Origin of the sequence: Leifsonia sp. A12D58 (assembly GCF_047530025.1) — a bacterium.
Classification (GTDB): Bacteria; Actinomycetota; Actinomycetes; order Actinomycetales; family Microbacteriaceae; genus Cryobacterium.
Genome location: NZ_JBLJAT010000003.1, coordinates 196,147 through 221,768, shown reverse-complemented (window position 1 = coordinate 221,768; position 25,622 = coordinate 196,147). Strand labels below are relative to the sequence as shown.

20 protein-coding genes and 1 tRNA gene are annotated in these 25,622 nt (G+C 62.7%); 16 read left to right on the top strand and 5 right to left on the bottom strand.

Features of this window, described 5'->3' with window-relative positions; genetic code table 11:
* Nucleotides 1-67: 67 nt before the first annotated feature.
* From ACMT3I_RS09395 to ACMT3I_RS09355, 9 genes are all read left to right on the top strand, one after another.
* Nucleotides 68-2,632, top strand: coding sequence for a DNA polymerase III subunit gamma and tau (locus ACMT3I_RS09395; RefSeq protein WP_414804225.1), 2,565 nt, complete (start codon nucleotides 68-70; stop codon nucleotides 2,630-2,632).
* Between the two features lie 3 nt (nucleotides 2,633-2,635).
* Nucleotides 2,636-3,235: a recombination mediator RecR gene (recR, locus tag ACMT3I_RS09390; protein WP_414804224.1), complete on the top strand. Its 600-nt coding sequence runs from the start codon at nucleotides 2,636-2,638 to the stop codon at nucleotides 3,233-3,235.
* Nucleotides 3,236-3,287: 52 nt separating this feature from the next.
* Nucleotides 3,288-3,986, top strand: coding sequence for an HAD family hydrolase (locus ACMT3I_RS09385; protein ID WP_414804223.1), 699 nt, complete (start codon nucleotides 3,288-3,290; stop codon nucleotides 3,984-3,986).
* 270 nt (nucleotides 3,987-4,256) lie between these two features.
* A complete protein-coding gene (locus ACMT3I_RS09380; protein WP_414804222.1) occupies nucleotides 4,257-5,345 on the top strand; it encodes a hypothetical protein in 1,089 nt (362 codons plus the stop codon).
* A 148-nt stretch (nucleotides 5,346-5,493) separates the two neighbouring features.
* The gene (locus ACMT3I_RS09375) at nucleotides 5,494-6,771 is read left to right on the top strand and encodes an aspartate kinase (RefSeq protein ID WP_414804221.1); all 1,278 of its coding nucleotides are present in this window, start codon (nucleotides 5,494-5,496) and stop codon (nucleotides 6,769-6,771) included.
* Nucleotides 6,772-6,961: 190 nt separating this feature from the next.
* Entirely contained in the window at nucleotides 6,962-8,023 is a 1,062-nt protein-coding gene (locus tag ACMT3I_RS09370; RefSeq protein ID WP_414804220.1) for an aspartate-semialdehyde dehydrogenase, read from the top strand.
* A 158-nt stretch (nucleotides 8,024-8,181) separates the two neighbouring features.
* Nucleotides 8,182-10,617, top strand: a complete 2,436-nt coding sequence (locus tag ACMT3I_RS09365; RefSeq protein WP_414804219.1) for an EAL domain-containing protein — start codon at nucleotides 8,182-8,184, stop codon at nucleotides 10,615-10,617.
* On the top strand, nucleotides 10,617-11,069 hold the full coding sequence (locus ACMT3I_RS09360) for a DUF1801 domain-containing protein (protein ID WP_414804218.1): 453 nt from the start codon (nucleotides 10,617-10,619) through the stop codon (nucleotides 11,067-11,069). Before ACMT3I_RS09365 ends, ACMT3I_RS09360 begins: the two co-directional genes overlap by 1 nt.
* A 45-nt stretch (nucleotides 11,070-11,114) precedes the next feature.
* The gene (locus ACMT3I_RS09355; RefSeq protein ID WP_414804217.1) at nucleotides 11,115-12,593 is read left to right on the top strand and encodes a malate:quinone oxidoreductase; all 1,479 of its coding nucleotides are present in this window, start codon (nucleotides 11,115-11,117) and stop codon (nucleotides 12,591-12,593) included.
* Between the two features lie 3 nt (nucleotides 12,594-12,596).
* Here ACMT3I_RS09355 and ACMT3I_RS09350 read toward each other — a convergent pair whose 3' ends face one another.
* On the bottom strand, nucleotides 12,597-13,700 hold the full coding sequence (locus ACMT3I_RS09350) for an Rv2578c family radical SAM protein (RefSeq protein ID WP_414804216.1): 1,104 nt from the start codon (nucleotides 13,698-13,700) through the stop codon (nucleotides 12,597-12,599).
* A 158-nt stretch (nucleotides 13,701-13,858) separates the two neighbouring features.
* Between ACMT3I_RS09350 and ACMT3I_RS09345 the strand changes: the two genes are divergently transcribed.
* From ACMT3I_RS09345 to ACMT3I_RS09325, 5 genes are all read left to right on the top strand, one after another.
* On the top strand, nucleotides 13,859-14,482 hold the full coding sequence (locus ACMT3I_RS09345; protein ID WP_414804215.1) for a thymidine kinase: 624 nt from the start codon (nucleotides 13,859-13,861) through the stop codon (nucleotides 14,480-14,482).
* A gap of 135 nt (nucleotides 14,483-14,617) precedes the next feature.
* On the top strand, nucleotides 14,618-15,271 hold the full coding sequence (locus tag ACMT3I_RS09340; protein ID WP_414804214.1) for a response regulator: 654 nt from the start codon (nucleotides 14,618-14,620) through the stop codon (nucleotides 15,269-15,271).
* A gap of 22 nt (nucleotides 15,272-15,293) precedes the next feature.
* Nucleotides 15,294-16,490, top strand: coding sequence for a sensor histidine kinase (locus tag ACMT3I_RS09335; protein WP_414804213.1), 1,197 nt, complete (start codon nucleotides 15,294-15,296; stop codon nucleotides 16,488-16,490).
* Nucleotides 16,472-17,587 (top strand): hypothetical protein, encoded by a 1,116-nt coding sequence (locus ACMT3I_RS09330; protein ID WP_414804212.1) that lies wholly within the window; start codon nucleotides 16,472-16,474, stop codon nucleotides 17,585-17,587. Before ACMT3I_RS09335 ends, ACMT3I_RS09330 begins: the two co-directional genes overlap by 19 nt.
* Before the next feature lie 132 nt (nucleotides 17,588-17,719).
* Entirely contained in the window at nucleotides 17,720-19,033 is a 1,314-nt protein-coding gene (locus ACMT3I_RS09325; RefSeq protein ID WP_414804211.1) for a UDP-glucose dehydrogenase family protein, read from the top strand.
* 177 nt (nucleotides 19,034-19,210) lie between these two features.
* Here the strand turns inward: ACMT3I_RS09325 and ACMT3I_RS09320 are convergent.
* From ACMT3I_RS09320 to ACMT3I_RS09310, 3 genes are all read right to left on the bottom strand, one after another.
* Nucleotides 19,211-19,287: transfer RNA gene (locus tag ACMT3I_RS09320), tRNA-Pro, on the bottom strand.
* A 95-nt stretch (nucleotides 19,288-19,382) separates the two neighbouring features.
* The gene (locus tag ACMT3I_RS09315; protein ID WP_414804210.1) at nucleotides 19,383-20,366 is read right to left on the bottom strand and encodes a metallophosphoesterase; all 984 of its coding nucleotides are present in this window, start codon (nucleotides 20,364-20,366) and stop codon (nucleotides 19,383-19,385) included.
* A complete protein-coding gene (locus ACMT3I_RS09310; protein ID WP_414804209.1) occupies nucleotides 20,363-22,957 on the bottom strand; it encodes a transglycosylase domain-containing protein in 2,595 nt (864 codons plus the stop codon). The genes ACMT3I_RS09315 and ACMT3I_RS09310 overlap by 4 nt, the downstream gene beginning before the upstream one ends.
* Before the next feature lie 50 nt (nucleotides 22,958-23,007).
* On the opposite strand from ACMT3I_RS09310, the gene ACMT3I_RS09305 reads away from it, so the two are divergent.
* Nucleotides 23,008-23,184 carry a hypothetical protein gene (locus ACMT3I_RS09305; protein WP_414804208.1) on the top strand — a complete coding sequence of 59 codons (177 nt, stop codon included), beginning with the start codon at nucleotides 23,008-23,010 and terminating at the stop codon, nucleotides 23,182-23,184.
* A gap of 2 nt (nucleotides 23,185-23,186) precedes the next feature.
* Nucleotides 23,187-23,657 carry a RidA family protein gene (locus ACMT3I_RS09300; RefSeq protein WP_414804207.1) on the top strand — a complete coding sequence of 157 codons (471 nt, stop codon included), beginning with the start codon at nucleotides 23,187-23,189 and terminating at the stop codon, nucleotides 23,655-23,657.
* 115 nt (nucleotides 23,658-23,772) lie between these two features.
* Here ACMT3I_RS09300 and ACMT3I_RS09295 read toward each other — a convergent pair whose 3' ends face one another.
* Complete coding sequence (locus ACMT3I_RS09295) at nucleotides 23,773-25,569, bottom strand: hypothetical protein (RefSeq protein WP_414804206.1); 1,797 nt, start codon at nucleotides 25,567-25,569, stop codon at nucleotides 23,773-23,775.
* Nucleotides 25,570-25,622 lie beyond the last annotated feature (53 nt).

The following is a 25,622-nucleotide window of genomic DNA, read 5'->3' as shown; positions in this document are numbered from 1 at the left end:
TGCTCAACGCGGCGGATGCTCGTCGCTCACGCGGCGTTCTGTCAGCGGCCCCGACTACGATTGACCCGTGGTCACAGCCTTATATCGCCGGTACCGGCCAGAGACATTCGCCGAGATGATCGGTCAGTCACAGGTGACCGATCCGCTCATGACGGCGCTTCGCACCAACCGTGTTAATCACGCCTACCTGTTCAGCGGTCCGCGCGGCTGCGGCAAGACGACGTCTGCCCGCATCCTGGCGCGCTGCCTCAACTGTGCAGAGGGCCCGACAGACACCCCCTGTGGCGTCTGCCCGAGCTGTGTTGAGCTCTCGCGCGACGGCAGCGGATCCCTCGACGTCGTCGAGATCGACGCGGCCAGTCACAACGGTGTCGACGACGCCCGCGACATCCGTGAGCGTGCAATCTTCGCGCCCGCCCGCGACCGCTACAAGATCTTCATCCTCGACGAGGCGCACATGGTCACCCCGCAGGGCTTCAACGCTCTGCTGAAGATCGTCGAAGAGCCGCCGGAGCACGTCAAGTTCATCTTCGCGACCACCGAGCCAGACAAAGTGATCGGCACCATCCGCTCGCGCACCCACCACTATCCGTTCAGGCTGGTCCCGCCTGCCCAGATGCTCGAATACGTGCAGCAGCTCTGCGACAGCGAGAAGATGCAGGTCGCCCCTGGCGTTCTGCCGCTCGTCGTCCGGGCCGGCGGCGGTTCGCCTCGCGACACCCTGTCGCTGCTCGACCAGTTGATGGCCGGGTCAGACGGAGCATCGGTCGAGTACGAACGTGCTGTCGCGCTACTCGGCTACACGCACGGCGCCCTCCTCGACGAAGCGATTGACGCCATTGCGGCGCGCGACTCGGCTGCGGCATTCGATGCTGTCGACCGTGTCATCCAGACCGGACAAGACCCGCGCCGCTTCGTCGAAGACCTGCTCGAACGCATGCGCGACCTCATCATCGTCGCTGCGACCTCCGCCGAGGGTGCAGCAGCGGTGCTCCGTGGCGTCCCGCAAGACGAACTCGACCGGATGGCTGTTCAAGCGACCAAGTTCGGCCCAGCCGAACTGTCACGCACCGCCGACATCCTGAACGCTGCTCTCACCGAGATGACCGGCGCAACCTCGCCGCGCCTGCACCTCGAACTGATGGTCGCCCGCGCCCTGATTCCCGCCAGCGACGACTCCACCCGTGGTGCGCTCGCCCGCGTGGAGCGACTCGAACGTCGTATTGGCGTCGACGGCGTTGCCGCGGATGCCGCGCCCGTCGTTGTCGGAGCTGGCTCAGCACCGAGTGCCGCTGCGCCGCGTATTGCACCGGCCGTTCAGTCGACTCCGGCCGCAGCTCCCTTGACTCCTGCCGCAGCTCCCGTGACTCCGGCAGCGTCGACCGCCCCTGCCACGCAGCAGGCCGCAGCCGAAGCCACGCCTTCGCCCTCTTCGGCAGCTCAGGTCGCCGTCGCGAATACAGGAACAGACTCCGCACGCAGCTCAGCTCCTCCTGTTCCAGATGACACTGCTGCCAATGGTCCTGTTCCTGAAACAGCGCCCGTCTCGAGCCCGACCCCGCCCGTCGGCCCCGTCACTTTGCAGCAGGTGAAGGATTCCTGGCCGCAGGTGCTCGACATCGTCAAGGCCACCAAGATGAACGCCTGGCTGGTGCTCTTCACGGCGCGGGTGCGCGAACTGCGCGACGGCGACATCCTCGTGCTGTCGTTCCCTAGCCAGAAAGACGTCGATAGCCTCAAGCAGGCAGCTGCCCCCGGGCAAGGTGTCGGCGACTACCTCAAGGATGCCGTCTTCCAGGTGCTGGGCATCAGGGCCAAACTGATCGCACGAACGGATGCCGCCCACGGCGATTCCGCCGGCTCAGCCTCCGCAGGCGGTGCAACCCGGCCAGGAGCTACGGCTCAGACAGCGTCCGGAGCATCCGACGGTGGCAATGCTGCTGGCGCTTCGTCGAGCGGCCCAGCCGATTCATCGTCCGGTAATCCGCCGACGAAAGGGCGCGGAACCAATGCATCCGCAGCCAGCGCTGCAACACACTCCGCAAGCGGCACCTCCCCGGCTGCGTCAGCCGTTCCAGCCGGCACCGTAACGGCGTCCGGCTGGACAACTGTTGCAATCCCGGGCGCAGGTGCAGCGCCTGCAGTCGTCGCAGCTCCAGCAGGTGAAACTGTCGTTGCTGAGCCGGTGAACGTGGCTGCTACGGCAGCCGCGCCCGGTGCGCGCTCTGACGCTTCGGAATCCGCTTCCTCCTCAGGGGCCGCAGGAGTCTCGACAGCGATTGCGCCGCCGGTAGACGAGGAACCGCCGCCGTTTGACGACGATGTTCCGCCGGAGACCGAGCCGCCGTTCGATCCATACGAGTCATACGCGCCGCCGGCTTCTGCCCCCGCTGCAGCGGGCAGCGCGCAACAGTCCCGACAGGCTCCGACGCAGCAGAGCGCTTCGGCGACGCAGAACATCTCGCAGTCGCAGTCGCAGTCGCAACGCCAGGCCAAAGCGCCGACGCAGGCCAAAGCGCCCGCGTTCGGTGAAAAGCAGCGCTACGGCGAATCAGTCGTGCGCGAAATTTTAGGTGCCACCTTCCTCGAAGAGCAGCCGTATAACCCGGCACAGCGAGAGAGAGGGCAGTAACCCATGTATGAAGGAATCGTTCAGGAACTGATCGACGAGTTGGGTCGCCTTCCCGGTATCGGACCGAAGTCGGCTCAGCGCATCGCGTTCCACATCCTGCAGACTCAGACGTTCGATGTAACCAAGTTGGCCAACGTGCTGCTTGAGGTACGCGACAAGGTGCGCTTCTGCGACATCTGTGGCAACGTCTCCGAGCAGCAGACCTGTTCGATCTGCCGCGATCCGCGCCGTAACCCCGCGTCGATCTGCGTGGTCGAAGAGGCTAAGGATGTCGTCGCGATCGAGCGTACGCGTGAGTTCCGTGGGCTCTACCACGTGCTCGGTGGCGCAATCAGCCCCATCGACGGTGTCGGTCCGGACGACCTCCGCATTCGCCAGCTCATGCAGCGACTGGCAGACGGCGTCGTGCAGGAAGTCATCATCGCCACAGACCCCAACCTCGAGGGCGAAGCGACGGCCACGTACCTGTCGCGGCTGTTGACCACGCTCGAGATCAGGGTCACCAGGCTGGCTTCGGGCCTGCCCGTCGGCGGCGACCTCGAATATGCCGACGAGGTCACCCTCGGACGCGCCTTTGAAGGCCGCAGGGTCGTCACGGGCTAACGTCCACCAGCGCCCCCTGTCATTGTGAACGAGAACGCGGTTGGGTGGCAGTATGAATCCCTCGACAACGCCTCGCACCGCGGTGCTTCTTGACATTGACGGCACTCTCGTCGAATCGAACTACCTGCATATCGATGCCTGGGACCGCGCATTCGTTGCAGTGGGTCATCCCGTCGAGGTCTGGCGGATCCATCGAAGCATCGGCATGGACTCCGAAAAGCTTCTCGAACATCTGCTGGGCACCGCGGCTGAAACAGTCGGCGAGCAAGCAAAAGAACGACACTCAGAGTTCTACCTGGCATCAGCGGAGCGGCTGCGACCCATTCCCCATGCCCGAGAGTTTTTGGCCGCACTTGACGATCGTGGTCACGCAGTGGTCTTGGCCACGTCGGCACCAGAGAACGAACTGAACATCCTCCTCTCGGTGCTTGATGCCGACCAGGCTCTGACCGCAACGACATCGTCTGGCGATGTCAAAGAGGCGAAGCCCAACCCGGACATCATCGAAACCGCCCTCGAAAAAGCCTCCGTCGGCCCGGGTGACGCCGTTATGATCGGCGACTCAACCTGGGATGTGAAAGCTGCACTGCGGGCGGGCGTCTCGTGCATTGGGCTTCTCAGCGGTGGCTTTGGAGCTGAAGAGCTCCTCACGGCCGGCGCTGTTGCGGTTTATGACGACGTCTCAGACCTCCTCACGCACCTGGATGAGAGTCCCATTGCGCGAATGCAGGCGACCCACAACTCTCACTGACCGTCCGTCTGGGACAGAGCTTGGCGGCGTAACATCCCGCGTAGAGCGTCGTTCCCGTAAAGAGGGGCGTTGCGCAACGCATCACATCGACAAGGAGTGCGAAATGAGCGAGACAAACCCACGTCAGACGCCTACTGACCCTGACCATGTCAAGCCAGAAGAAGTTGATCCCGAAACAGGTACGGGTCCAGACGGAATGCCCGTCGAAAACCCCTCGGGCTGACAACCCACGTGCAGTTTCGCCGGCCGGCCTCCCTCTAGCATTGACGGATGACTGCAATTCCGCGCGTCCAGGGCGCACACCTCGTCGGCTCGATCAACCAGCCGACGGCCACTGACACATTTCGCATCGTCGCCGAAAACCTCGGTGCTGACCTCGCGCGTATCCCCGACGGCGAAGTCGGCGAACGCTTCCACTGGATGTTGTTCCAGGGCCAGGTCTTCGACATGACTCCCGGGTTGGCACGGCTGCCTATTGAGCCGATCATGCACGCGGGTTTCGACCTGCGTCCATTGGCCCTCGATAGCTCGGTCGCACCAGCCGAACTCGTGATCGGTGAGCTCGGCTACGCCCAAGCAGCGAGCGACAGCTATGCCGCGTTCCTCGCGTTGCGCGCCGACGGCGTGATCGCCGAAGGAACCCGATTCCAGGTCTGCCTGCCGTCAGCACTCGCCCCAATGACGACGTACATCGCGAACGTCGACCGTTCAAGCGTGTACCCGGCCTACGAAGCCGCACTCAAACGCGAGGTCGCCGCGATCGCATCCGTGATTCCTGCCGACGACCTCGCCATCCAGATCGACATGGCCACCGAGTTTGCGTACATCGAAGGAACCTCCCTTGGCGGCGGTCCGCTCGATCCCTGGTTCGCCATCGATACCTCGCGCGACGCGATCATCGCCGGATGCGTTCGTCTCGCCGCTTCGATTGGCAGTGCTGTGCCCGCCGACGTCGAGTTGGGATTCCACCTTTGTTATGGAGACGTAGGCGAGAAGCACTTCGTCGAACCGACTGACTCTGAGGCGCTCGTTGCCGTCGCCAATGGACTGACTGCCGAAGTGACCAGGCCCATCAACTGGATGCACCTGCCGGTGCCCGTCGACCGCGATGACGCCGCATACTTCGCACCCCTGGCCGAACTCAACCTGGCCGCGACCACGACGCTGTTCCTCGGGCTCGTTCACCACGAAGACGGCATCGCCGGCGCAACGGCGCGAATCGATGCTGCGCGAGAAGTGCTCGCTGCAGCCGGAGTCGACGAGTTCGGCATCGGAACTGAGTGCGGTTTCGGGCGTGGACCCGCCGAACGTACCGCCGGGCTGCTGACGTTGCACGCCGACATCCTGAAGGCGGTGTAGCGCTCCACGGGCGACCGCCATTCGATACTGGTCGACGTCAGGGAATCCCCGGTGTCAGCCGTCGTCACATGGCAAGTTTGGAATATCAGAACAATTAGACTGTGAGTCCGGGCCGTGCCCGTGTACCGACAACCCCCAGGAGTCTTACATGGCCTTGATTGTGCAGAAGTTCGGCGGATCGTCAGTATCTGACGCCGAGAGCATCAAGCGCGTCGCCAAGCGCATCGTCGATACCCGCAAGGCAGGTAACGAGGTTGTCGTCGCCGTCTCCGCGATGGGTGACAGCACTGACGAGTTGCTCGACCTTGCCCACGAGGTCACCCCGATTCCCGCACCGCGCGAACTCGACATGCTCCTCACCGCAGGAGAGCGCATCTCGATGGCGCTGCTGGCGATGGCGATCAAGAGTATGGGCTACGACGCCCGATCCTTCACCGGCAGCCAGGCCGGCATGATCACGGATGCACAGCACGGCGCAGCCCGCATCGTCGATGTGACGCCCGGTCGGCTCCGTGATGCCCTTGACGACGGTGCCATAGTCATCGTCGCCGGTTTCCAGGGATTCAATCGCGACACCAGGGACATCACTACTCTCGGCCGCGGCGGATCGGACACAACAGCTGTCGCCCTCGCTGCCGCCCTCGGAGCTGACATCTGCGAGATCTACACTGACGTCGATGGCATCTTCACCGCCGACCCCCGAGTGGTCCCGCGTGCGCACAAACTTGACCGCGTTTCGAGCGAAGAAATGCTGGAACTCGCCGCAGCCGGCGCCAAAGTGCTTTATATTCGCGCAGTGGAATATGCTCGCCGCCACGGTGTGACCCTGCATGTGCGCTCATCGTTCAATAACAACGACGGAACCATCGTCTACAACAACAGCACGCCAGACGTGAATGGAGACCCAGTGGAAGAGCCGATCATCGCCGGAGTGGCCGCAGACCTCAGTGAGGCCAAGGTCACTGTCGTGGGCGTTCCTGACGTCCCAGGCAAGGCAGCCCAGATTTTCAAGATCGTCGCCAAGACGAACGCCAACGTCGACATGATCGTGCAGAACGTCTCAGCCGCTGCCACGGGTCGAACCGACATCTCGTTCACCCTGCCGAAGTCCGAGGGCCAGCAGGTGCTGACCGCTTTGAAGAACGAGCAGGAGAACGTCGGCTACCTCGGGCTGCAGTACGACGACCAGATCGGCAAGCTTGCGCTTGTCGGCGCAGGCATGCGCACCAACACCGGTGTCTCTGCCAAGTTGTTCGAGGCGCTGTTCGAGGCAGGCATCAACATCGAAATGATCTCCACAAGCGAGATTCGGATCTCGGTCGTAACCCGAGCTGACACCATCAACGAGGCACTGCGCGTCGTGCACACGGCGTTCGGCCTCGATGACGACAACGAAGCTCAGGTCCACGGCGGCACTGGCCGCTAACTGCAGGCAGCCAGCCATCGGCTACCTAGCCACCAGCCAGCTACCTCGGCCAGTCTCTCGGCCGCCCCCAAAGCGACAACTAGCGCGCATAACTCCTGCAATTCCTGCCAAAGTCGGCGTAATACACCTATTACCAACCCGAACCGGCAAAATTGCAGGAGTTATGCACAGCGACAGAGTGAGGAATGAAGTGAGCAACACCGCAGGAATCAACATCGGCGTCGTCGGAGCCACCGGACAGGTCGGTGCCGTGGTGCGCCGTCTGCTCGAAGACCGCGATTTTCCGGTTGCCAGCATCCGCTACTTTGCGTCGGCCAGATCCGCTGGAACGACGTTGCCCTGGAAGGGCGAGCAGATCGTGGTTGAAGACGCCATGATCGCCGACCCCACCGGTCTCGATGTCGCAATCTTCTCGGCCGGTGCAACCTTGTCGAAGTCACAGGCGCCGCGCTTCGCGGCTGCCGGTGTGATGGTTATCGACAACTCGTCAGGTTGGCGCATGGATCCTGAGGTCCCGCTCGTCGTCAGCGAGGTCAACCCACACGCCATCAAGAAGGCAGTCAAGGGCATCATCGCGAACCCCAACTGCACCACCATGGCAGCAATGCCGGTGCTGAAGGTCCTGCACGAAGAGGCAGGCCTTGAGCGCCTCATCGTGAGCACCTACCAGGCAGTGTCAGGCAGCGGCCTGGCCGGTGCAGAAGAGCTGGCCACTCAGGTGCGCGTCGCTGCCCAGGACGAGAATCTGTTGCAGCTCGTACACGACGGCAGTGCCGTCACGATGCCGGAGCCCGTCAAGTACGTGCGTCCGATCGCCTTCGACGTGATTCCGCTCGCTGGCAACATCGTCGACGACGGCTCGTTCGAGACCGACGAGGAGCAGAAGCTGCGCAACGAGAGCCGCAAGATCCTAGAGCTGCCCGAGCTCCTGGTCAGCGGCACCTGTGTAAGGGTGCCGGTCTTCACCGGTCACTCACTCTCCATCAACGTCGAATTCGCGAACCCGCTCACCGCGCTCCGCGCCAAGGAGCTGCTGGCCGACGCTCCCGGCGTTGTACTGACGGATGTTCCCACGCCGCTTGAGGCTGCAGGCAAGGATCCGAGCTTCGTCGGTCGCATCCGCCAAGATCCCGGGGTGCCGAACGAGCGCGGCCTTGCGCTGTTCATCAGCAATGACAACCTGCGCAAGGGCGCAGCGCTGAACGCTGTGCAAATCGCAGAACTCGTCGCAGCCGACCTGCTCGCGGTCTAACCGCCCAAGCTCAGAATCAACGAAAGCGCACGTGCAGTCGTTTCGGTCACACCGTGCCGACTGCGCGTGCGCTTTTTCGTGCACCGAGTTTCGTTTCGTCTTGTGTCGCTGTGCATGCCGCGGCACGGTGACATCGCTACGCCTAGTAGGCTCGCGCCGTGGCTGAGCTGATGAGAAGGAGAGGGTCGCGTCTCGCGATCTTCATTATTGGGGCAATCGCCCTCGCATCGGTTTCACTCGGCATTTCACTTCTGGTCACCGGACCGGCAGTCAACTGGTCGATAGCGATCGTCGGCATCGTCTGTGCTGCAGCCCTTGAGGTGTGCTGGATCCGAGTGGGCAGCGTCAGGCATCGCATCCCTGTAATCAGCCTGCCGGTCCTGGCGCTTCCCGCGTTGCTCCCCGTCGTGCCTGGGGCAGTGGCTATCGGAGTCATCGCGCTCGGTGTCATGTCGATCATCATGCTGCGCACCCTTGAATTTCGGGTCGCGCTTTACAGCTCGGGCCTGGCGACAGCAGGTGCGTTGCTGTCGCTCGGCGTGAGCGTGCTGCTTGATGGATCCGGCGTTCCCGGAATCACCGCGATGGGCATCGCCTGCGGCGTGTATGCGGCATTCATCATCACGGTCGAGGTCGTGCGGATTCGATTCACGAAGGGCAAACCCGATCTCGACGGCCACCGGATGTTGTCGCTTACTCGTGTCACCCTGAGTATTATCGGCGCCGCAATTGTCGGTGCTGGGGTCAGCTCCTGTAGCGAGATCGGTGTTCCGTTCATCAACGATGGCGGTGGGGGCAGCGTGTTGAACGCCATCGTCGTTCTGCTCGCGCTCACCGCCGCAGCGGTGGGAGTGAAGCTTCCGGTTCAGATGATTAGCATGCGGCGCAGGTTGAACGGCCTGATCGCCGGCTCAAGCGCTCTCAGTTCCAGCAATCGCAGCGCCAAGAAGCGCGTGGCGACCATGGGTCGAATCCCGGTCACGGATGCCGAGGCCGCCAAGCGTCTCGGACGAAAGCTGTGCAGGGTCGTGAGTGAAACGATCGGCGTTGAATCGGTCGAGGTGCGGGATTCCCCGCCGGGGCCCGGAGAAATCGGCGTCCCGGTTAGTCTGACCAAAGGCATCCGCCAGTATGTCGTCGCCAGGCGAGATGCCATGGACGGCGCATTCACAATCGACGATCGACGTTGCCTGGTCGCACTTGCGCGTACAGCGGACATCGTTGCTGAAGGCCGACACAATATCGGTGGACTCACGCTGCGAGCCAAGACCGATTCGCTCACACTGCTGCCGAACTACGGAGCGTTCCAAGAGGCTTTGGCCAACATCAACGACAACCGGGACTATGCCGAGGCGATCGCAGTGTTGTTCATCGACCTCGATGACTTCAAGCGACTCAACGATTCCCACGGGCACCAGGTGGGCGACGAGGTCCTGCGCGAGCTCGGTCGCCGTCTGACGGCATCGGTCAGACCATACGATGTGGTTGCCCGGGTTGGCGGTGACGAATTCGTGATCATCCTCACCCAGCTGTCCGAACTCGACGACGCCCGAATCGTTGCCGGCCGAATCATGGACAAAGCAGGGGTTCCGCTCGTTATCGGTGACCTGGAATTCAGGCCGGTGCTCAGCATCGGACTTGCCTATTCTGCCTACCGCGAGACGGACCTCAAGCAGCTCGTCGAGGATGCCGACCGGGCAATGCTCGCGATCAAGCGAAGCAGGCGTACCTCGCGACAGGGCGGTGGCACCAAGACCTCGAGCCTCAACATCGCCGACCACCGCTCGTTCGAACTGAACGACATCGTGGTCAGGGCCATAGAGGCAAACGAGCTCAAGGTCGCGTTCCAGCCGATTGTGAACCTCGTCACCGGGCACATTTGGGCGTTTGAGGCCCTGGTGCGATACACGCACCCGGAGAGTGGGCCGATCGCACCGACGACGCTGATCGAGAAGGCGAAAGCCCTCGATCGGATGGACGCACTCACCATCCAGGTCGCAGAGCAGGCCATGGCCGCAGCCCTCCGCATCCGGCAGATCGATCGTCAGATCGTCTGTATGACGATCAACATCGATGCTCCACAGGTGTTGCCTGGTCGGCTCGGCACCTACTTCCAGGAGTTGGCCGAGCGATTCCCGGATATCTCAATCTGCCTTGAGCTCAACGAAGGTTCGCTGTCGATGGTGTCGGAGCCGGTGCGCGCCGAGACCGAACACCTGCGCGACCTGGGCATCATGATCGCCGTTGATGACTACGGGTCCCAAGACTCATCAGTCGACTCCCTGGTGCGCGTTCCGATGGACATCCTGAAGATCGACCGGAGCCTCATCGACGACCTCGACGATATCCGCCAGCGTGAGGTACTCACTGCTTTGCAGGGCTTCGGCGACAAGCTCGAATACTCGATGATCGTTGAGGGTGTTGAGAATCAGGCAATGGCCGACCATCTGACCGTCCTCGGCATTCGCAATGCGCAGGGCTTTCACTACGGGGTTCCGCAGTTCATCGATGACACCCTTGCGAGGCTTGAAGCCCATGGGGTTGCTGCGGTGGTGCCCACGGATGAGGCGGCGCTCGCGAGTACTCTGGAGTAATGAAAAAGGCGCATGTGCCGGTTGAGGTCGAGCACTATTTCGCCGACCTCACTCCCGAGCGGCGTGCGGTGCTCTACCCGGTCATCGAAACCGTGTGGGATGCGATGCCGTCCGGATACGAGCTGGGAATGTACTGGGGTATGCCTGGCTTCGTGATTCCGCTTGAGCGTTTTCCCGACACGTATAACAAGCAGCCGTTGGCGTACGTGAGTCTTGCGGCGCAGAAGAACTACAACTCGCTGTATCTGATGGGCTTGTACAGCGATCCAGAAGCGGATGCCGCCTTCCGCGCTGAATGGGCGGCCACTGGTCTCACGTTGAACATGGGCAAGAGTTGCCTGCGGTTCAAGACCCTGGCCGACCTCGACCTCGACATCATCGCCCGCACGGTGGCATCTGTCAGTGTCGACGACTTCATCTCACAGTACGAGCGGATCAGGCTCGGAGCCTGAGCATCCCGTGCAAGTGCACAGAATTGCTTCGATAGACTCACAAGCGTGAATTCTCAGGCTCCCGTCGACGTCGTCCTCATTGGCGGCGGAATCATGAGTGCAACTCTCGGCACTCTCCTCAAGCAATTGCAGCCCGATTGGACCATTGAGGTCTTCGAGCGCCTGGGCGAAGTTGCCCAGGAGAGCTCGAACCCATGGAACAACGCGGGTACGGGTCACGCGGCCCTGTGCGAGCTGAACTACATGCCCGAAGCGGCGGATGGCACGGTGAGCGCTGACAAGGCAGTCAGCATCAACGAGCAGTTCCAGATCAGCCGTCAGCTGTGGTCGCACCTCGTTTCTATCGGTGCCCTCCCCGAGCCGGAGAAGTTCATCAATGCGACGCCGCACATGACATTTGTGCACGGCAAGGCCAACATCGAATACCTCAAGAAGCGCGTTGACGTGCTGAAGGACCAGCCCCTGTTCCAGGGCATGGAATTCAGTGACGACCCGGCGAAGATCAGCGAGTGGACCCCGCTGCTCACCAAGAAGCGCAACCCGAAGCAGAAGATCGCGGCGACCCGCATCGAGTCAGGCACTGATGTCGACTTCGGTGCGCTGACCCGCTTCATGTTCGATGACCTGAAGAAAAACGGGGCAGGTGTTCACCTGAACCACCAGGTCACGGGGCTCAAGAAGCAGAACGACGGCACTTGGCGCGTCAAGCTGATGAACCTGGTCGGCCGCTACAAGAAGACAGTGAACGCTCGCTTCGTGTTCGTTGGTGCTGGCGGTGGAGCGCTCGCGCTGCTGCAGCACAGTGGCATCCCTGAGATCAAGGGTTTCGGCGGCTTCCCGATCAGCGGTCAGTTCTTGAAGACCAGCAACCCCGACATCGTCGCCAAGCACCAGGCGAAGGTGTACGGCAAGGCCGCGGTCGGCGCACCGCCCATGTCGGTTCCGCACCTCGACACCCGTGTCGTGGATGGCGAGACCTCGCTGCTCTTCGGCCCGTATGCCGGTTTCACGCCCAAGTTCCTGAAGACCAGCACCTGGTTCGACCTGCCGTTCTCGATCCGAGCGCACAATATCGGCCCGATGCTCGCTGTTGCCTGGCACAATTTCGACCTGATGAAGTACCTCGGCGGTGAGCTCGTCGCAACGCCGAACAAGAAGCTCAAGGCCCTGCAGGAGTTCATGCCGACCGCCAAGCTCGCCGATTGGGAGCTCATCACTGCCGGTCAGCGCGTGCAGGTCATGAAGAAGGATGCCAAGCAGGGCGGCGTTCTGCAGTTCGGTACTGAGGTCATCACCGCGTCAGACGGCAGCATTGCGGGTCTGCTCGGTGCATCGCCCGGAGCATCCACTGCCGCGCCGATCATGGTCGACCTGCTCAAGCGTTGCTTCCCTGAAGAGTACGTGGAGTGGGAGTCGCAGCTGAAGCAAATGGTCCCGAGCCTCGGTACCAAGCTGTCGGATGACCCGGCTGCGGCTGCTGCGTCACTCGCGGCCACCGCTGCCGTGCTGCACCTGCCCGCTTAGCTCCTAGAACAGCGTCGGCGACAGCTCCGGTGGTAGTTCTTCGGCGATGAGCGACACGGATGCCGCACCGCGGTTTTTGACGGGAACTGCCGCGCGCTCTCCATTGGCGTCACGCATCTGACCGAGTGCTGCCGAGCGAACATCGGGAGTCTCGCGGCGGCGTCCCAGACCGTGTGCACTGATGAGCGGCTTGATCTTCGCTGCCAGCCACACACGATAGGCCTTGGGCGCGTATGCGCTCGAGCGATACAGCTCGTTGTAGCTCCGCACCAACTCGGGATGTTCCCTGCCCAGCCAGCCCATGTACCAGTCTTTGACGCCAGGGCGCAGGTGCAGGGCTGAATAGACCACCGACGTGGCACCCGCTGCCTTGGCCTGCCTGAGCGCTTCGTCGAGGTGCGACTGGGTATCGGTCAGGAAAGGCAGGATCGGCATCAGAAAAACGGAGCAGTCGAGCCCGTGCTCGCGGACAGCCGTCACGGTGGCGAGCCTGGCCTTGGTCGTCGGCGTGCCTGGTTCGACGGATTGTTGTAGTTCATCGTCATAGATGGCGATCGACATCGAGAGGTCGACGGGCACCTGCCCGGCCGCTTCTGCGATGAGGGGGAGATCTCTACGCAGCAGTGTTCCCTTGGTCAGGATGCTGAACGGCGTACCTGAGTGAGCGAGCGCCGCGATGATTCCCGGCATGAGCCGATACCGGCCCTCCGCCCGTTGGTACGGATCGGTGTTGGTGCCGAGAGCGACGCCCTCGTGCGCCCAGGACGGCTTGGCCAGCTCGGTACGCAGCACCTCTGCGACGTTCACCTTCACGATGATCTCGTTGTCGAAATCGGCACCGGAATCGAGGTCAAGGTAGGTGTGGGTCGGGCGGGCGAAGCAATAGGTGCAGGCGTGGGAGCATCCGCGGTACGGATTGATGGTCCAGCCGAACGGCATCACACTCTGGCCGGGTACGCGGTTGAGTGCCGATTTGGCAAGCACCTCATGAAAAGTGATGCCGGCGAACTCCGGCGTCTGCACACTGCGCACCAGATTGTTCAGCCTGGCCAGGCCGGGGAGTGTGCCTGCTTGTTCCGTCTGTAGTTCTTGGCCGCTCCATCTCATCAATCTAGTCGAACACAGATTCGAAGGTTAAGCAAGATAAGATTGCCTCAGGTTCGGAGGTGCCTGGCCAGGCTGCTACCCCGGGTAATGTATACCGGGCCGTCGGCGCACTCAGGCGATGGACGCGAACACCAACAACCCAGGACGGACCCGTCGCAATGGCGAAACTCTACTTCCGATACGGAGCTATGAACAGCGGGAAGAGCACTTCCATGCTGCAGGCCGCATACAACTATGAAGAGCGTGGGCACCGAGTTCTGCTGGCCAAGCCGTCGGTGGATACCCGGGGAGATACGCACATCGTGTCGCGCCTCGGGGTGAGCCGCGAGGTGGACTTTCTCATGTCACCGACCGCGAACGTGTACGCGTTGTTCCAGACGCACCGCCAGAGCGTGCTCGCGAGCACCGGCCTCGATGTGAGCGCCCTGCTCGTCGACGAAGCCCAGTTCTTCTCCGAATCGCAGGTTGACGACCTGCTGCGCATCGCGATCCTCGAGAATATCCCGGTGCTGGCGTATGGCATCCGCACCGATTTCCAGACTGTCGCCTTTCCCGGCAGCCGTCGCCTGCTTGAAATCGCACACAGCCTCGAAGAGCTGAAGACTATTTGCCGATGCGGGCGCAAGGCCGTGTTCAACGGTCGCAAGATCGATGAAAAGTTCGTTTTTGACGGTAGCCAGGTCGCAATCGACGGCGAGATGGTCACCTACGAATCGCTCTGCGGAGCGTGCTATCTGGAAGAGAGCGGGGGAGTTTTGAACGACCGCCGCCGAGTCTCATAGGCGCGCGCTATCGTTCATCGCGACCGGTGACGGCCGCAACGCTGGGTTCTGGCCTCTCTGTGCCTTAGGTTGAGTGCTATACGGAGTGACTCCTCTGTTACGCGCGCATCAACGAAGGTGAGAAAGGACTCTCTGATGGCCAGTTTTCGAGTGGCCCTGATCGATGACCACGAGATTGTGGCTCGTGGATTCGCCGACCTGTTTGCGACCATCCCCGACGTCGTCGTCGTGGCCACCACCGATAGCGTGACGAACCTGCTCGAATCAAGTGCTGCGCGCGAGGGCGTCGACCTGGTCATCCTTGATCTTCGACTTTCAGACGGCTCGACAGTTTCGGACAACGTTGACCGCCTGCGTGCGAACGGCACTGCGGTGCTCGCATTCACCGGAGGCGATGACGCCAACCTGATGCGCGCTGCAGCCAGAGGCGGAGTGCTGGGTGTCGTGCGCAAATCGGAGCCGACTGCGGTGTTGCTCGACGCAGTTGCCCGCGCAGCCGCCGGAGAGACCGTCGTGTCGACCGAGTGGGCCGCTGCCCTGGACGGCGACCCCGATCTGGCGGATGCGGGGCTCAGCCCGAGGGAGCGAGAAGTGCTCTCGCTCTATGCCGCAGGTGCGAAAGCGCCCCTGGTTGCTGATCGCACTGGTTTGTCCGAGCTGACAGTCGTCGACTACATCAGACGTGTGCGCTCGAAGTATGAGCGGGTCGGACGCACGGCAAGCACGAAGATCGACCTGTACAAGCGCGCACTGGAGGACGGCATCCTGCCGATGCCTGGTCAACGGTGATGGGGGAAAGGGTCCGACGGCAATGACGTCGTCTGGGCGAAACGTCGGCGTGGCCGCCGAGCGGATGACACGGGTGATGTACGCCGCGATCGGCCTGATCGCGTTGGTCTTCGGGTCGTTGTCGATTCAATCGGTCGTAGCGCAGTTTCCCGTCTATTCCGAACGAGTCTCCATCATCGTGTGGGCGCTTGTTTTCGGGTTGCCACTCGTGCTGGGGCTGGTGTCTCCCCGCGCACCCATCCAATGGATGCGCATGCTGGCGCTGGCAAGCGGCGGGGTGTTCCTCGGAGCATTGCTGACCGCGTTCCTGATGCCGGTCGGTCCGTTTCCTGAGGCGTATGAGATCCCGTGGATCTGCACGTTCACCGGTCTTCCGGCCTTGTGCATCGCGGCTGCGGTTACTGATGTCCGTTTGATCTGGGGCTACGCGGCGCTCGCCTCAATGCTCGGTGGTTGGGTGCGGGCGAAGGCGTCGACCGATCCGCACGCCGTGCTTCTGGGGTTCGAAGACGCACTCTATTCATTCCTGCTCGTCTCAGTCGTCGTCGGACTCACACTGGCGACCAAACTCGCGGCTGCCCGACTTGACGCGGCAGTGACCGCAGCACGAAGCGACCACGCAGCGCGTGCCGCTCGGATCGCACGCAAGCAGGAACGATTGATCATCGACGCGGTCGTTCACGACAGCGTGATCTCAACGCTGCTGCTTGCCGGACGCAATGCGGTCCCGGCCAATGTTCTCTCCAAGCACGCATCGTCGACCCTCGCCCAGCTCGACGAACTGGGCGTTCCGCATCCAGAAGAGACGGTCACGGGTGCAGACCTCGTAACGCGACTCGCAACGGTGATGGCGGACCTCGACGACAGTGCCGTCTTCGAGCATGAAGTGCCCGCAGGCACAATCGTGCCGTCTGATGTGGCTGCCGCAATGGTGGGTGCAGCAAGCGAAGCCTTCCGAAATTCAGTGGCCTGCGCTCAGGGGTCGCTGAATCGTTCGGTCGCCCGCACGGTCGTCGCCAGGGTCACCGGAACAGGGTTTCGCATCGTCGTTCGAGACGATGGCGTTGGCTTCGAACTATCGAAGGTCCCTGCGGAGCGGCTGGGGATTGCCCAGAGCATCATCGGTCGGATGGAGCGCATCAGTGGGGGATCGGCCAGAGTCACGTCGCGCCCCGGCCGCGGCACGGAGGTGGTGATCACATGGCTGAATCTCGACTGAGATCGCGGATGCAGGACGCCACGGTGGGCGCAGGGTCTCGGGGGGCTCGTGAAGCTGCCGCCGGCACTGCAGCCCGGACGGCCGCCATGGAAGAACCAGAGTCCATCTTCGCTCTGCTCGGACTCTCTCTCCCCGCCGCGCGGGCAGTCCTGATCTTCTTCATTCTCGTGCACGCCATTCTCGCCTTCGCTGACGGGGGTACCGCCGGCGATCTGGTCGTGGAGATCCCCGCATTCGTAGCGGTCTCTGTCGCCGCCTATGCCCTCATCGGTCATGCCGACAGTCGGATGTCACTGCGTCGCGCACTCGGGATCCTCGGGCTGTGTGTGGTCACGATGGTGCTCATGGCGTTCGAGGTGCATGTGTACAACCCGCAGCCCTTCGAGCACTGGCACCTGGGCGCGATCACGCTGGTGCTGCTGGTGATGGCGCTTCGCGGCCGTACCGGCTGGGCGTGGGTGGGCTACTTCGTGATGGCGGCCGTCACCGTTTCGTGGTCGGTGCTCAACGGGCTCGGTGCCGCTGAGGGGTTCGGCCTCGTCATCCGCCATGCCGGCACGCTGCTGGTCGGCACGCTGGCGGCCGTGAGCTTGCACCGGACTGCTCGCACGCTTGCTGGCTTGAATCGCGAGCACAATCTTCGCGCTACACAGGAGGCTACCCAGACGGCGGCAATCGGTGAACGCAAGGCCCAACTCGATCGGATCAATGCCCTCGCCCGCCCTGCTCTCGAACGGCTCGCAAACCCTCACGTGCCCGGCGAGGCTGAGCGCGCCGATTGCCTGCTGGTGGAGGCGGGGCTGCGCGACGCCATGCGGGCTCGTTCATTGTGCCTGGAACCATTGACGAGCTCTGCACGCGGGGCCCGCTCGCGCGGCATCGAGGTGATTCTGCTTGATGACGGTGGAGATCAGCCGCCCCCGGGAATTGATGCGCTCGCGGCTTTTTTGGCGGCTGAGCTGGACGCAGTGCCGTGTGGACGATTCACCGCCAGGCTTTTGCCTGCAGGCCGTGCCGACCTCGCCACGGTCGTCATCGAATCCGATGGGCACCGCATGCTTTCTGTGCTGCGAAACGGCACTGTGCTGGCCCACTGAGTCTCGACGTTCACGCATGCGGACCCGATGAGTGCAACACGTTCCGGGTGAAATGCGCGGTACTCGCCGCACGTGCGCAATGTCTCTGACGGGCAGAATCCGTCGATAGACTCGAACCATGAGGCACCAGGCGTGAAGATTTCGGTAATTGGCTGCGGGTACTTGGGTGCCGTTCACGCGGCGGCAATGGCAGAGCTGGGACACGAGGTCATCGGCATCGATGTCGACCCGGCCAAGATCGCCCAGCTTTCAGTGGGCTCTGCCCCCTTCTTCGAACCAGGACTGCCCGAGGTGCTGACCTCTGCTCTGGCCTCCGGTCGGCTGCGGTTCAGTACCGACATCGCAGAAGCTGCTGACGCCCAGATGCATTTCGTCGCAGTCGGCACGCCCCAGAAGGTCGGCAGCTACGCCGCCGATCTCAGTTATGTCGACGCAGCAGTCACCGCGCTGCTTCCGCACCTCGCACCCGGTTCGCTGGTCGTGGGCAAGAGCACAGTGCCAGTGGGCACCGCTGCACGACTCGCCGCGCTCATCGAAGCCAGCGACTCCGGAGCATCACTGGCGTGGAACCCCGAGTTCCTCCGCGAAGGATTCGCTGTGCAGGACACACTTACTCCCGATCGGCTGGTCTACGGCGTGCCGTCCGGCGCAGCGGGCGAGCACGCAACCGCGCTCCTGAACGAGGTCTACGCGGTGGCCATTGCCGCTGATACGCCCCTCGTGGTCACGGACTACGCGACCGCGGAGCTGGTCAAGGTTTCGGCTAACGCGTTCCTTGCAACAAAGATCAGCTTCATCAACGCGATGGCCGAGATCGCCGAGGTCACGGGAGCGGATGTCACTCAGCTCGCCGACGCCATCGGCTTCGACGACCGGATCGGTCGCAAATTCCTGGGCGCCGGTGTCGGCTTCGGTGGCGGTTGCCTTCCCAAAGATATCCGTGCGTTCACGGCTCGTGCCGAAGAGCTGGGCAAGGGCGAGTCAATTGCCTTCCTCAAAGAGGTCGACAAGATCAACCTGCGTCGCCGCCAGAGGGTCGTCGACCTTACGATCGCCGCGCTCGGCGATCACGTGTACACCTCCAAGGTCGCGGTGCTGGGCCTCAGCTTCAAGCCGCACTCCGACGACGTGAGGGATTCGCCGTCACTCGATGTCGCGGTCCAGCTCCATGGTCTCGGCGTCGACGTTGTCGCAACCGACCCGCAGGCGATCGAGAACGCGCGCGTGAGGCATCCGCAGCTTCGCTACGAAGATTCACTCGAAGAGACATTGCGCGGCGCGGATGTCGTCGTTCTGGTCACTGAATGGCCCGAATTCCGCACTCTTGATCCGGTGTGGGCGGGATCGCTTGTTCGCACGCAGGTCGTCGTCGACGGCCGCAACTCTTACGATCCGAGCGCCTGGCGTGATGCTGGATGGGCCTACCACGGCCTGGGACGGCCGTAGCGGCGGGTTTCAGTCCTGGCTGGGGCCGCTGCTTCGCGTCGCCTCGTTTGGCCCGCCAGGGCAGCTGCAGGACGAGTGCCTGCTCGAATCCCGCTGCCGTGTATCGATACAGCATTTGATCACGGTGGCCGTTAACCACAAAAGGTTCCCACTCCGAAGAGTGGGAACCTTTTGTTTTGGTCGGGGTAACAGGATTTGAACCTGCGACCTCGTCGTCCCGAACGACGCGCGCTACCAAGCTGCGCCATACCCCGATGGCTGTTGGGCCTCAATAAGTATAGACGTTTATTTTGAGTGCTCGTTACCGATCCGGCGTTCGTGAGCGGTCACGAACGGTTTTTGTTTGAGATCAGGCCGCAATGAGGGTGAGTAGCGTCGCTTCTGGCCGGCAGGCGAAACGCACCGGAGCGTAGATCGACGTGCCGAGCCCTGCTGACACGTTGAGGAACGCCGAGCGGAGCCCCGCGTGCCAGAGGCTGAGTCCCTTGACCTGGGCGCGCGGGATGTCGCAGTTGGTGACCAAAGCGCCGAAACCAGGAATGCAAACCTGCCCACCGTGCGTGTGGCCGGCCAGGATCAATTCGGCCCCGTGGTTTACGAACGAGTTCAGCACCCGCTGGTACGGCGCGTGAGAGACGCCCATGGTCAACGTCGAGCGGGACTCGGCGGAGTGCTCAGGATCTGGCCACGTCTCATCCGACAACGGATCATTCGCTCGGAGCTCGTCAATGGCCCCGGTGATGAGTTCCAGGCGATCACGACCGATGTGGGGATCATCAACGCCGAACATTTCGAGGTGGGTGCCATTGATGTCGAGCGCCGCAGCCGCGTTATCGAGGTCGATCCAACCCAGATCCGCGAACACGGCGTGAAGCTGATCGATATCGAGGCGGGGGGCAGATTCGCCCGGCCGGCGTGACGGGCCGGTGAAGTAGGTGAACGGATTCTTCAGTTTGGGGCCGAAGTAGTCGTTCGATCCGTTCACGAACACGCCAGGAACGCCACGGAATCGTTCAAAGGCGTATGCGATACCCGAGATGCCGTCGGGGTGCCCCAGATTATCTCCGGTGTCGACGATGAGGTCTGGTTCCAGGTCAGCCAGGGAGCGCACCCACTCCTGCTTGGCCCGCTGCCACGGTGCCATGTGCAGGTCAGAGAGATGCAGGATGCGGATGGGGGCGGCCCCCTGCGGCAGCACGGGGACGGTGATCTCACGCACGGTGAAGAGATTGCGCTCAACGAGCGTTCCCCACGCCAGCGCGGCAATTCCAGCCGCGCCGATCACGGTGGCAGTGGTGGCAAGTGCCTTGCCACCACCTGTCACCGAGGTCATCCGTTTCCGCCGTTTCCTGTGCCGGGGGCTCCGCCGTTACCGCCGCCGTTGGAATCAGAGAATTTACCGAATACGAGCGAGATCTTGCTTCCCGACTTCACCGCACTTCCGGCGCCTGGGTCCATCGAAATGACCTTGCCGTCCTGTGATTTGTCGGTTACGGCCTTCTCGCTCTTGTCGATCGAGTAGCCGCCGAGCGCTGACTTGGCAGCGCTCTCGTCCATACCGACAACGTTCGGAAGCAGGTTGAGAGAGCCGTTGCTTGAACGAACCGTAATAGTCGATCCGCGGCCTGTGCTCGATCCGCCTGCCGGGTCGGTGCTCGCAACAGTTCCTGCTGGCATCTCGGAGTCGGTCGCGCCGCCATCGAGGAAGGTGAATCCAGCTGACTCAAGGGCCGACTGGGCATCTGCCATCGACTTGCCGCGCAGGTCGGGTACCGGCACCTGCACACCCTGAATGACATTCGAGGTAGCCTCGGCGAATTCGTCTCCGCCGTACTTGGCGTTGGCGACCGACATCACGGCCGGCCACATGCGGTGACGTGCAGTTGCAGCCGATCCGCTGTCGAACGACACGTTGCGCTGGTTGATGTCGCCGGTGACGCTGACGACACCGACGACAGTGGCGACCTTGGAGCTTGAACCGGTCATCCAGGTGTCCTTGTTGCCATCGGTTGTTCCGGTCTTACCAATCATCGGAACCTTGGGTGACGTCGCGTAGTACGACGAGGTTGCCGTGCCTGAGGTCATGACCTTCTGCATGGCATATGTCATGCCTGCTGCAACGCTGGGGTCGACCGACTGCGTGCAGGTCGACTTCGGAATAGCGATCTCGGTGTCGTCAGGGCCGATGATTTTGTCGATGGCAACCGGTGAGCAGGTGCTGCCGTTGTTGGCGATGCCGGCGAAGGCTGCAGCCATGGTCAGCGGAGCAATCTCGTTGGTACCGAGAACCGAACTGGCACCCTGTTCCAGAGGATCGCCGTTGGCACGGTGGATGCCGAAGGATTCTGACGTCTTGCGGATGCCGCAGAGGTCAAGCTTCTTGGCCATTCCGATGTAACCGGTGTTGATCGACTGCATCGTTGACTCGAGTGCGCTGTAGTTGCTGCCACTCTCGTTGGAGTCGTTCTTCGGGTTGTAGCCGGGGAAGCTGATGGTGCCGCCGGATTCGCAACTGTCTTTGAAGGTTCCCCAGTCAGACTTGCGCTTGGAGTCGACCCGCTCATTGAGCGAGTGGCCTTCCTTCAGCCATTCAGCGAGGGTGAACACCTTGTACGTTGAACCGGGCTGGAATCCACTTGATCCGCCCTGGTTGATGTCGGTGTTGTAGTTAATGCTGGTGTACTGCGCACCGCTTTCGGCCACGGCGGGGTCTTGGGTGTACTCCTTGTTCTGGGCCATCGCGAGTACACGTCCTGTACCGACCTGCACGCTCGAGATGACGCTTCCGACATCCCAGTCATCGTACGTCTGCGGCACGTTCTCGCGCAGGGTGTTTTCTGCGGCAACCTGCAGCTCGAGGTCGAGGGTGGTGTACACGTCGTATCCGCCGCGGCGGAAGTTGAGCATACGGGTGTCTTCGTCTTCACCGAAGGTCGGGTCGTTCTTCAGGATTGTGGTGACGTAGTCACAGAAGTACGCGCTGCCGCCAGCGGTCTGGCATCCGGTGCTCGGCTCAGTGATCGTCGGTTCGATCGCCACTGCCACCGCAGCGTCGTGATCTTCCTGAGTGATCTTTCCGTACTTCAACATCTCGCCCAGGATGTAATCCCGGCGATCCTTGTTGGCTGCGTATCCGTTGGCTGCGCCGTTGGTGTCGCTGTCCGGGTTGTCGAGCTGGAACTTAACCGGGTTGTTCACGATCGCGACGAGGCTCGCGGCCTGAGGCAGCGTCAGGTTGGCTGCGGTCGTGTTGTAGTAGTAGTTCGCTGCAGACTCAATGCCGTAGACACTGCCGCCGAAGCCGGCGATGTTCAGGTAACCCTGCAGGATGTCGTCTTTGGAGTACTTCTTTTCGACGCCGATGGCGTAACGCATCTCTTTGAGCTTGCGGTCTGCACTGGTGCGGGTTGCATCGTCGTAGCAGTCGCTGCGAGCGGACTCATCCGTCATCAGTTCGCACTTCTGCACCAGCACGTTCTTTACGTACTGCTGGGTGATCGACGAGCCACCGCGGGCAGAGCCGCTGGTGAGCGTGCTGACGGCACCCTTGACGGTGCCCTCGAGGTCGACTCCGCCGTGCTCGAAGTAGCGGGGGTCTTCACCCGAAACTGCAGCATCCTTGGCGAACTGGCTGATCTGGTCTGATGAGACCTCCACCCGGTTCTGGTCGTAGAACGACGCAAGCAGGACGTTTTCGCCTTCGGTGTTCATCGCGTAGATATTGCTCTTCTGCGACAGCTGGTCGATAGCGAGGTAGTCGGGCAGGTTCTCAAAAATGCCGATGGTGTTGCTTGCGGCCATGCCGCTCACGGCCAAGGCGGGGGTTACGGCGACAGTCACGAGGACACCGGCGACGGCGCTCATTCCGATCAATCCGAGAGCACCCCCGAGGGATTTTCTCACCGTTCGTTTTTTGGCAGACATAGAATTGAGCGTAAGGGACAAAGCTGAAAAACCACCTGAATCGGAGCCACATGCCTGCCTGGGAATACCTCACTACCCCGCTGATGATCCATAATACAGCGGCAATTCTGAACAACTGGGGCGCAGACGGCTGGGAGCTCGTGCAGGTCGTCACCGGCCCAGAAGGCGGACTTGTTGCTTACCTCAAGCGCCCGATCGCATCCGCTACGTCATCCGAAGGGGCATAACCATGTCGCAGATCGAAGCACGTCTGGCTGAGCTGGGTATCGAGCTCCCCACAGTTGTTCCGCCTGTTGCGGCCTATGTTCCCGCAGTCGTTTCCGGGTCGCTCGTCTTCACCTCTGGCCAGCTGCCGATGGTGGCTGGTGTGCTCCCGGCCACGGGCAAGGTCGGCGACGGCCATGGACTCGTTCCTGCAGCGGATGCGAAGGACTACGCACGCACCTCAGCGCTCAATGCGCTCGCCGCCATCAAGTCAGTGATCGGATCACTCGACAGGATCACGCAGGTCGTCAAGGTTGTCGGCTTCGTCGCATCCGAGCCCTCGTTCACCGGCCAGCCGGGCGTGATCAATGGTGCGTCCGAGGTGCTCGGCGAAATCTTCGGCGACATCGGAGTGCACGCTCGTTCGGCCGTCGGTGTTGCAGTGCTGCCGCTCGACTCGCCCGTCGAGGTTGAGCTGATCGTCTCGTTCGCCTAACGTTCCTGGGTCGCCCGATTTTGCGAGAGAGAGTGACTCTCGACTAGCGAAATCGGGCGACTCGCGTTTGTAGCGGATGGCCGTGGCCCCTCCTGGATGAAGGGCCACGGGCGCATCACGGGCGCATCGCAGTCACATCACGGCGTCGCAGCAGCTGCGCGCCGATGACGCCCGCACATCCGAGCATCAGCAGGCCAAAGCCCAGCCCCATCGCGGGAGTCAGCTGCGAACCGGTCGCGGCGAGTTCACCGCGCTGTACCGAGACATTGGCGACGAGGGTGACACCGGCATCAGCGAAGGTCAGGATGAGGTGGTGGTCACCGTTCGGCACGCCCGTCAGGTCGAGGCTGCCGGTCACGGCGCCGCTGTCCCACTGCACCGTGCCAAGAGCCACCGGGGTCGAGCGCATGTTCGCGATGATGCTCGAGCTGGACTCCCGCATCTTCTTGGCCAAGTCCGTCATGACGTCGAACGCCTCATTGCGCTTGTTGGCCAGCGACTGCAGGCGGAGCATGTCCATCTGCTGGCTGTTGGACATCGAGTCAATCTGACCACGCAGGTTCGTGGCGAGCGCCGACGCTGACGCGGCTCCGGTGCCAGCGGTAGCGGACAGGAAAGCGTGCTCAACACCGGCTGCTTTCAGAGCATTTCTGGCCGCCGTGAAGGCAGCCTCGGTCGGTGACGCAAGGTAGGCGGTGAGGGCGGACTGCGCGGCATTCACGGACGCGATGCCCGAGTTCCTCGCCTGCACGTCAGCGATCTGCGCGGCGAGCTGCGTGTTCAGCAGTGAGGCTCGGTCACGCTGGATTGAAGCGAGCGCAGCATCGAGGTCCATCGCGGCGAACGCAATCCCGTTGACGGTGATCCCCGGAAACATTGCGGTGACGGACGACACGAGTCCCCCCAGCTGCGGCGCCTGCGGCGCTGTCGGCTGCTGCACGAAACCGAGCACCTGACCCAAACTGTTGTTCACCATGATGGGCAGGTTTCCACCGGCGACCGTCTCGGCCCGAAGCGCGGCCAGAAGCGCCATTAACTGCGGCTCGCTGCTTCCATCGAGTGCAGCACCCAGGCTGACGGCGTCGCCGAACGTGATGGGAAGCCCCGACGTCGGCGTAGGAGCTGCCGGCGTCGGCGTGGCCGTTGGGGTCGGCGTGGGTGTCACGGTTGGAGTTGGAGTTGGAGTTGGAGGTGAAGTTGGCGTCGGCGTTGTGCCGTGTGACACGACGTCGAACTGACGCTGGATCGCGATCGTGGCCGGGCTCGTTCCGCCTCCTGGCAGCGCGAACGGCGAGTTGGCCGTGGATTGCTTAGCAGCGACGTCATACCCCGTCGGCGGGGCGAATGACACGCGGTAGTCCGCCGATGCGCTTGTGGGCAGCGCGCCGGAGACAAACGAGCCATCGGCGGCGAGTGAGATCCGCTGCACAGTCGTTCCTCCACTGGTGATGACGGCGGCGGCGCCGCTGAGATCGGTCAGTGGAGCTCCATCGGCGGTCGCGGTGACCGAACCGGACACCATGCCATAGGTTCCCCACAGGGTGATGTCGACAGGAGTCCCGCTGCCGAGGCTGAACTCCGTTCGCGTAGTCGTGTGCTCGAGGTCGCCGGGCGCTCCCGGCCACTCGGCATCCGCGACATAGCTGGTCTCCACACCCTCGACCTCGAGGTCGAGGGTGCCATCGGCGCCGGTGACGCCCGTCGCGACGACGGTATCGTCGCCCTCCGCTTGGCGCACAACGATGTGTACGCCCGCCAGCGCCGCAGCATCCGTCCCGTTGTTGATGCTCACCGTGACAAAAACGGGGTGCGCTGCCGCCTCGACTGCGTTCGCGGCCAGCGGCACCGTCATCATGGCCAGCCCCATCGCGGCGGTGATCGCTCCGGCGATCCGTGCTCGCGTCGGAGTCACCCGAACGCGCGTGGGCAGTGGTGTTCGGTCGCTCGTGAGGACGCCCCGATTTC

Excerpts from the sequence above, each read along its gene's own strand:
- recR (WP_414804224.1), top strand. The coding sequence starts at position 2,636 with ATGTATGAAGGAATCGTTCAGGAACTGATCGACGAGTTGGGTCGCCTT.
- ACMT3I_RS09385 (WP_414804223.1), top strand. The coding sequence starts at position 3,288 with ATGAATCCCTCGACAACGCCTCGCACCGCGGTGCTTCTTGACATTGAC.
- ACMT3I_RS09380 (WP_414804222.1), top strand. The coding sequence starts at position 4,257 with ATGACTGCAATTCCGCGCGTCCAGGGCGCACACCTCGTCGGCTCGATC.
- ACMT3I_RS09375 (WP_414804221.1), top strand. The coding sequence starts at position 5,494 with ATGGCCTTGATTGTGCAGAAGTTCGGCGGATCGTCAGTATCTGACGCC.
- ACMT3I_RS09360 (WP_414804218.1), top strand. The coding sequence starts at position 10,617 with ATGAAAAAGGCGCATGTGCCGGTTGAGGTCGAGCACTATTTCGCCGAC.
- ACMT3I_RS09350 (WP_414804216.1), bottom strand. The coding sequence starts at position 13,700 with ATGAGATGGAGCGGCCAAGAACTACAGACGGAACAAGCAGGCACACTC.
- ACMT3I_RS09345 (WP_414804215.1), top strand. The coding sequence starts at position 13,859 with ATGGCGAAACTCTACTTCCGATACGGAGCTATGAACAGCGGGAAGAGC.
- ACMT3I_RS09340 (WP_414804214.1), top strand. The coding sequence starts at position 14,618 with ATGGCCAGTTTTCGAGTGGCCCTGATCGATGACCACGAGATTGTGGCT.
- ACMT3I_RS09335 (WP_414804213.1), top strand. The coding sequence starts at position 15,294 with ATGACGTCGTCTGGGCGAAACGTCGGCGTGGCCGCCGAGCGGATGACA.
- ACMT3I_RS09330 (WP_414804212.1), top strand. The coding sequence starts at position 16,472 with ATGGCTGAATCTCGACTGAGATCGCGGATGCAGGACGCCACGGTGGGC.
- ACMT3I_RS09315 (WP_414804210.1), bottom strand. The coding sequence starts at position 20,366 with ATGACCTCGGTGACAGGTGGTGGCAAGGCACTTGCCACCACTGCCACC.
- ACMT3I_RS09310 (WP_414804209.1), bottom strand. The coding sequence starts at position 22,957 with ATGTCTGCCAAAAAACGAACGGTGAGAAAATCCCTCGGGGGTGCTCTC.
- ACMT3I_RS09305 (WP_414804208.1), top strand. The coding sequence starts at position 23,008 with ATGCCTGCCTGGGAATACCTCACTACCCCGCTGATGATCCATAATACA.
- ACMT3I_RS09300 (WP_414804207.1), top strand. The coding sequence starts at position 23,187 with ATGTCGCAGATCGAAGCACGTCTGGCTGAGCTGGGTATCGAGCTCCCC.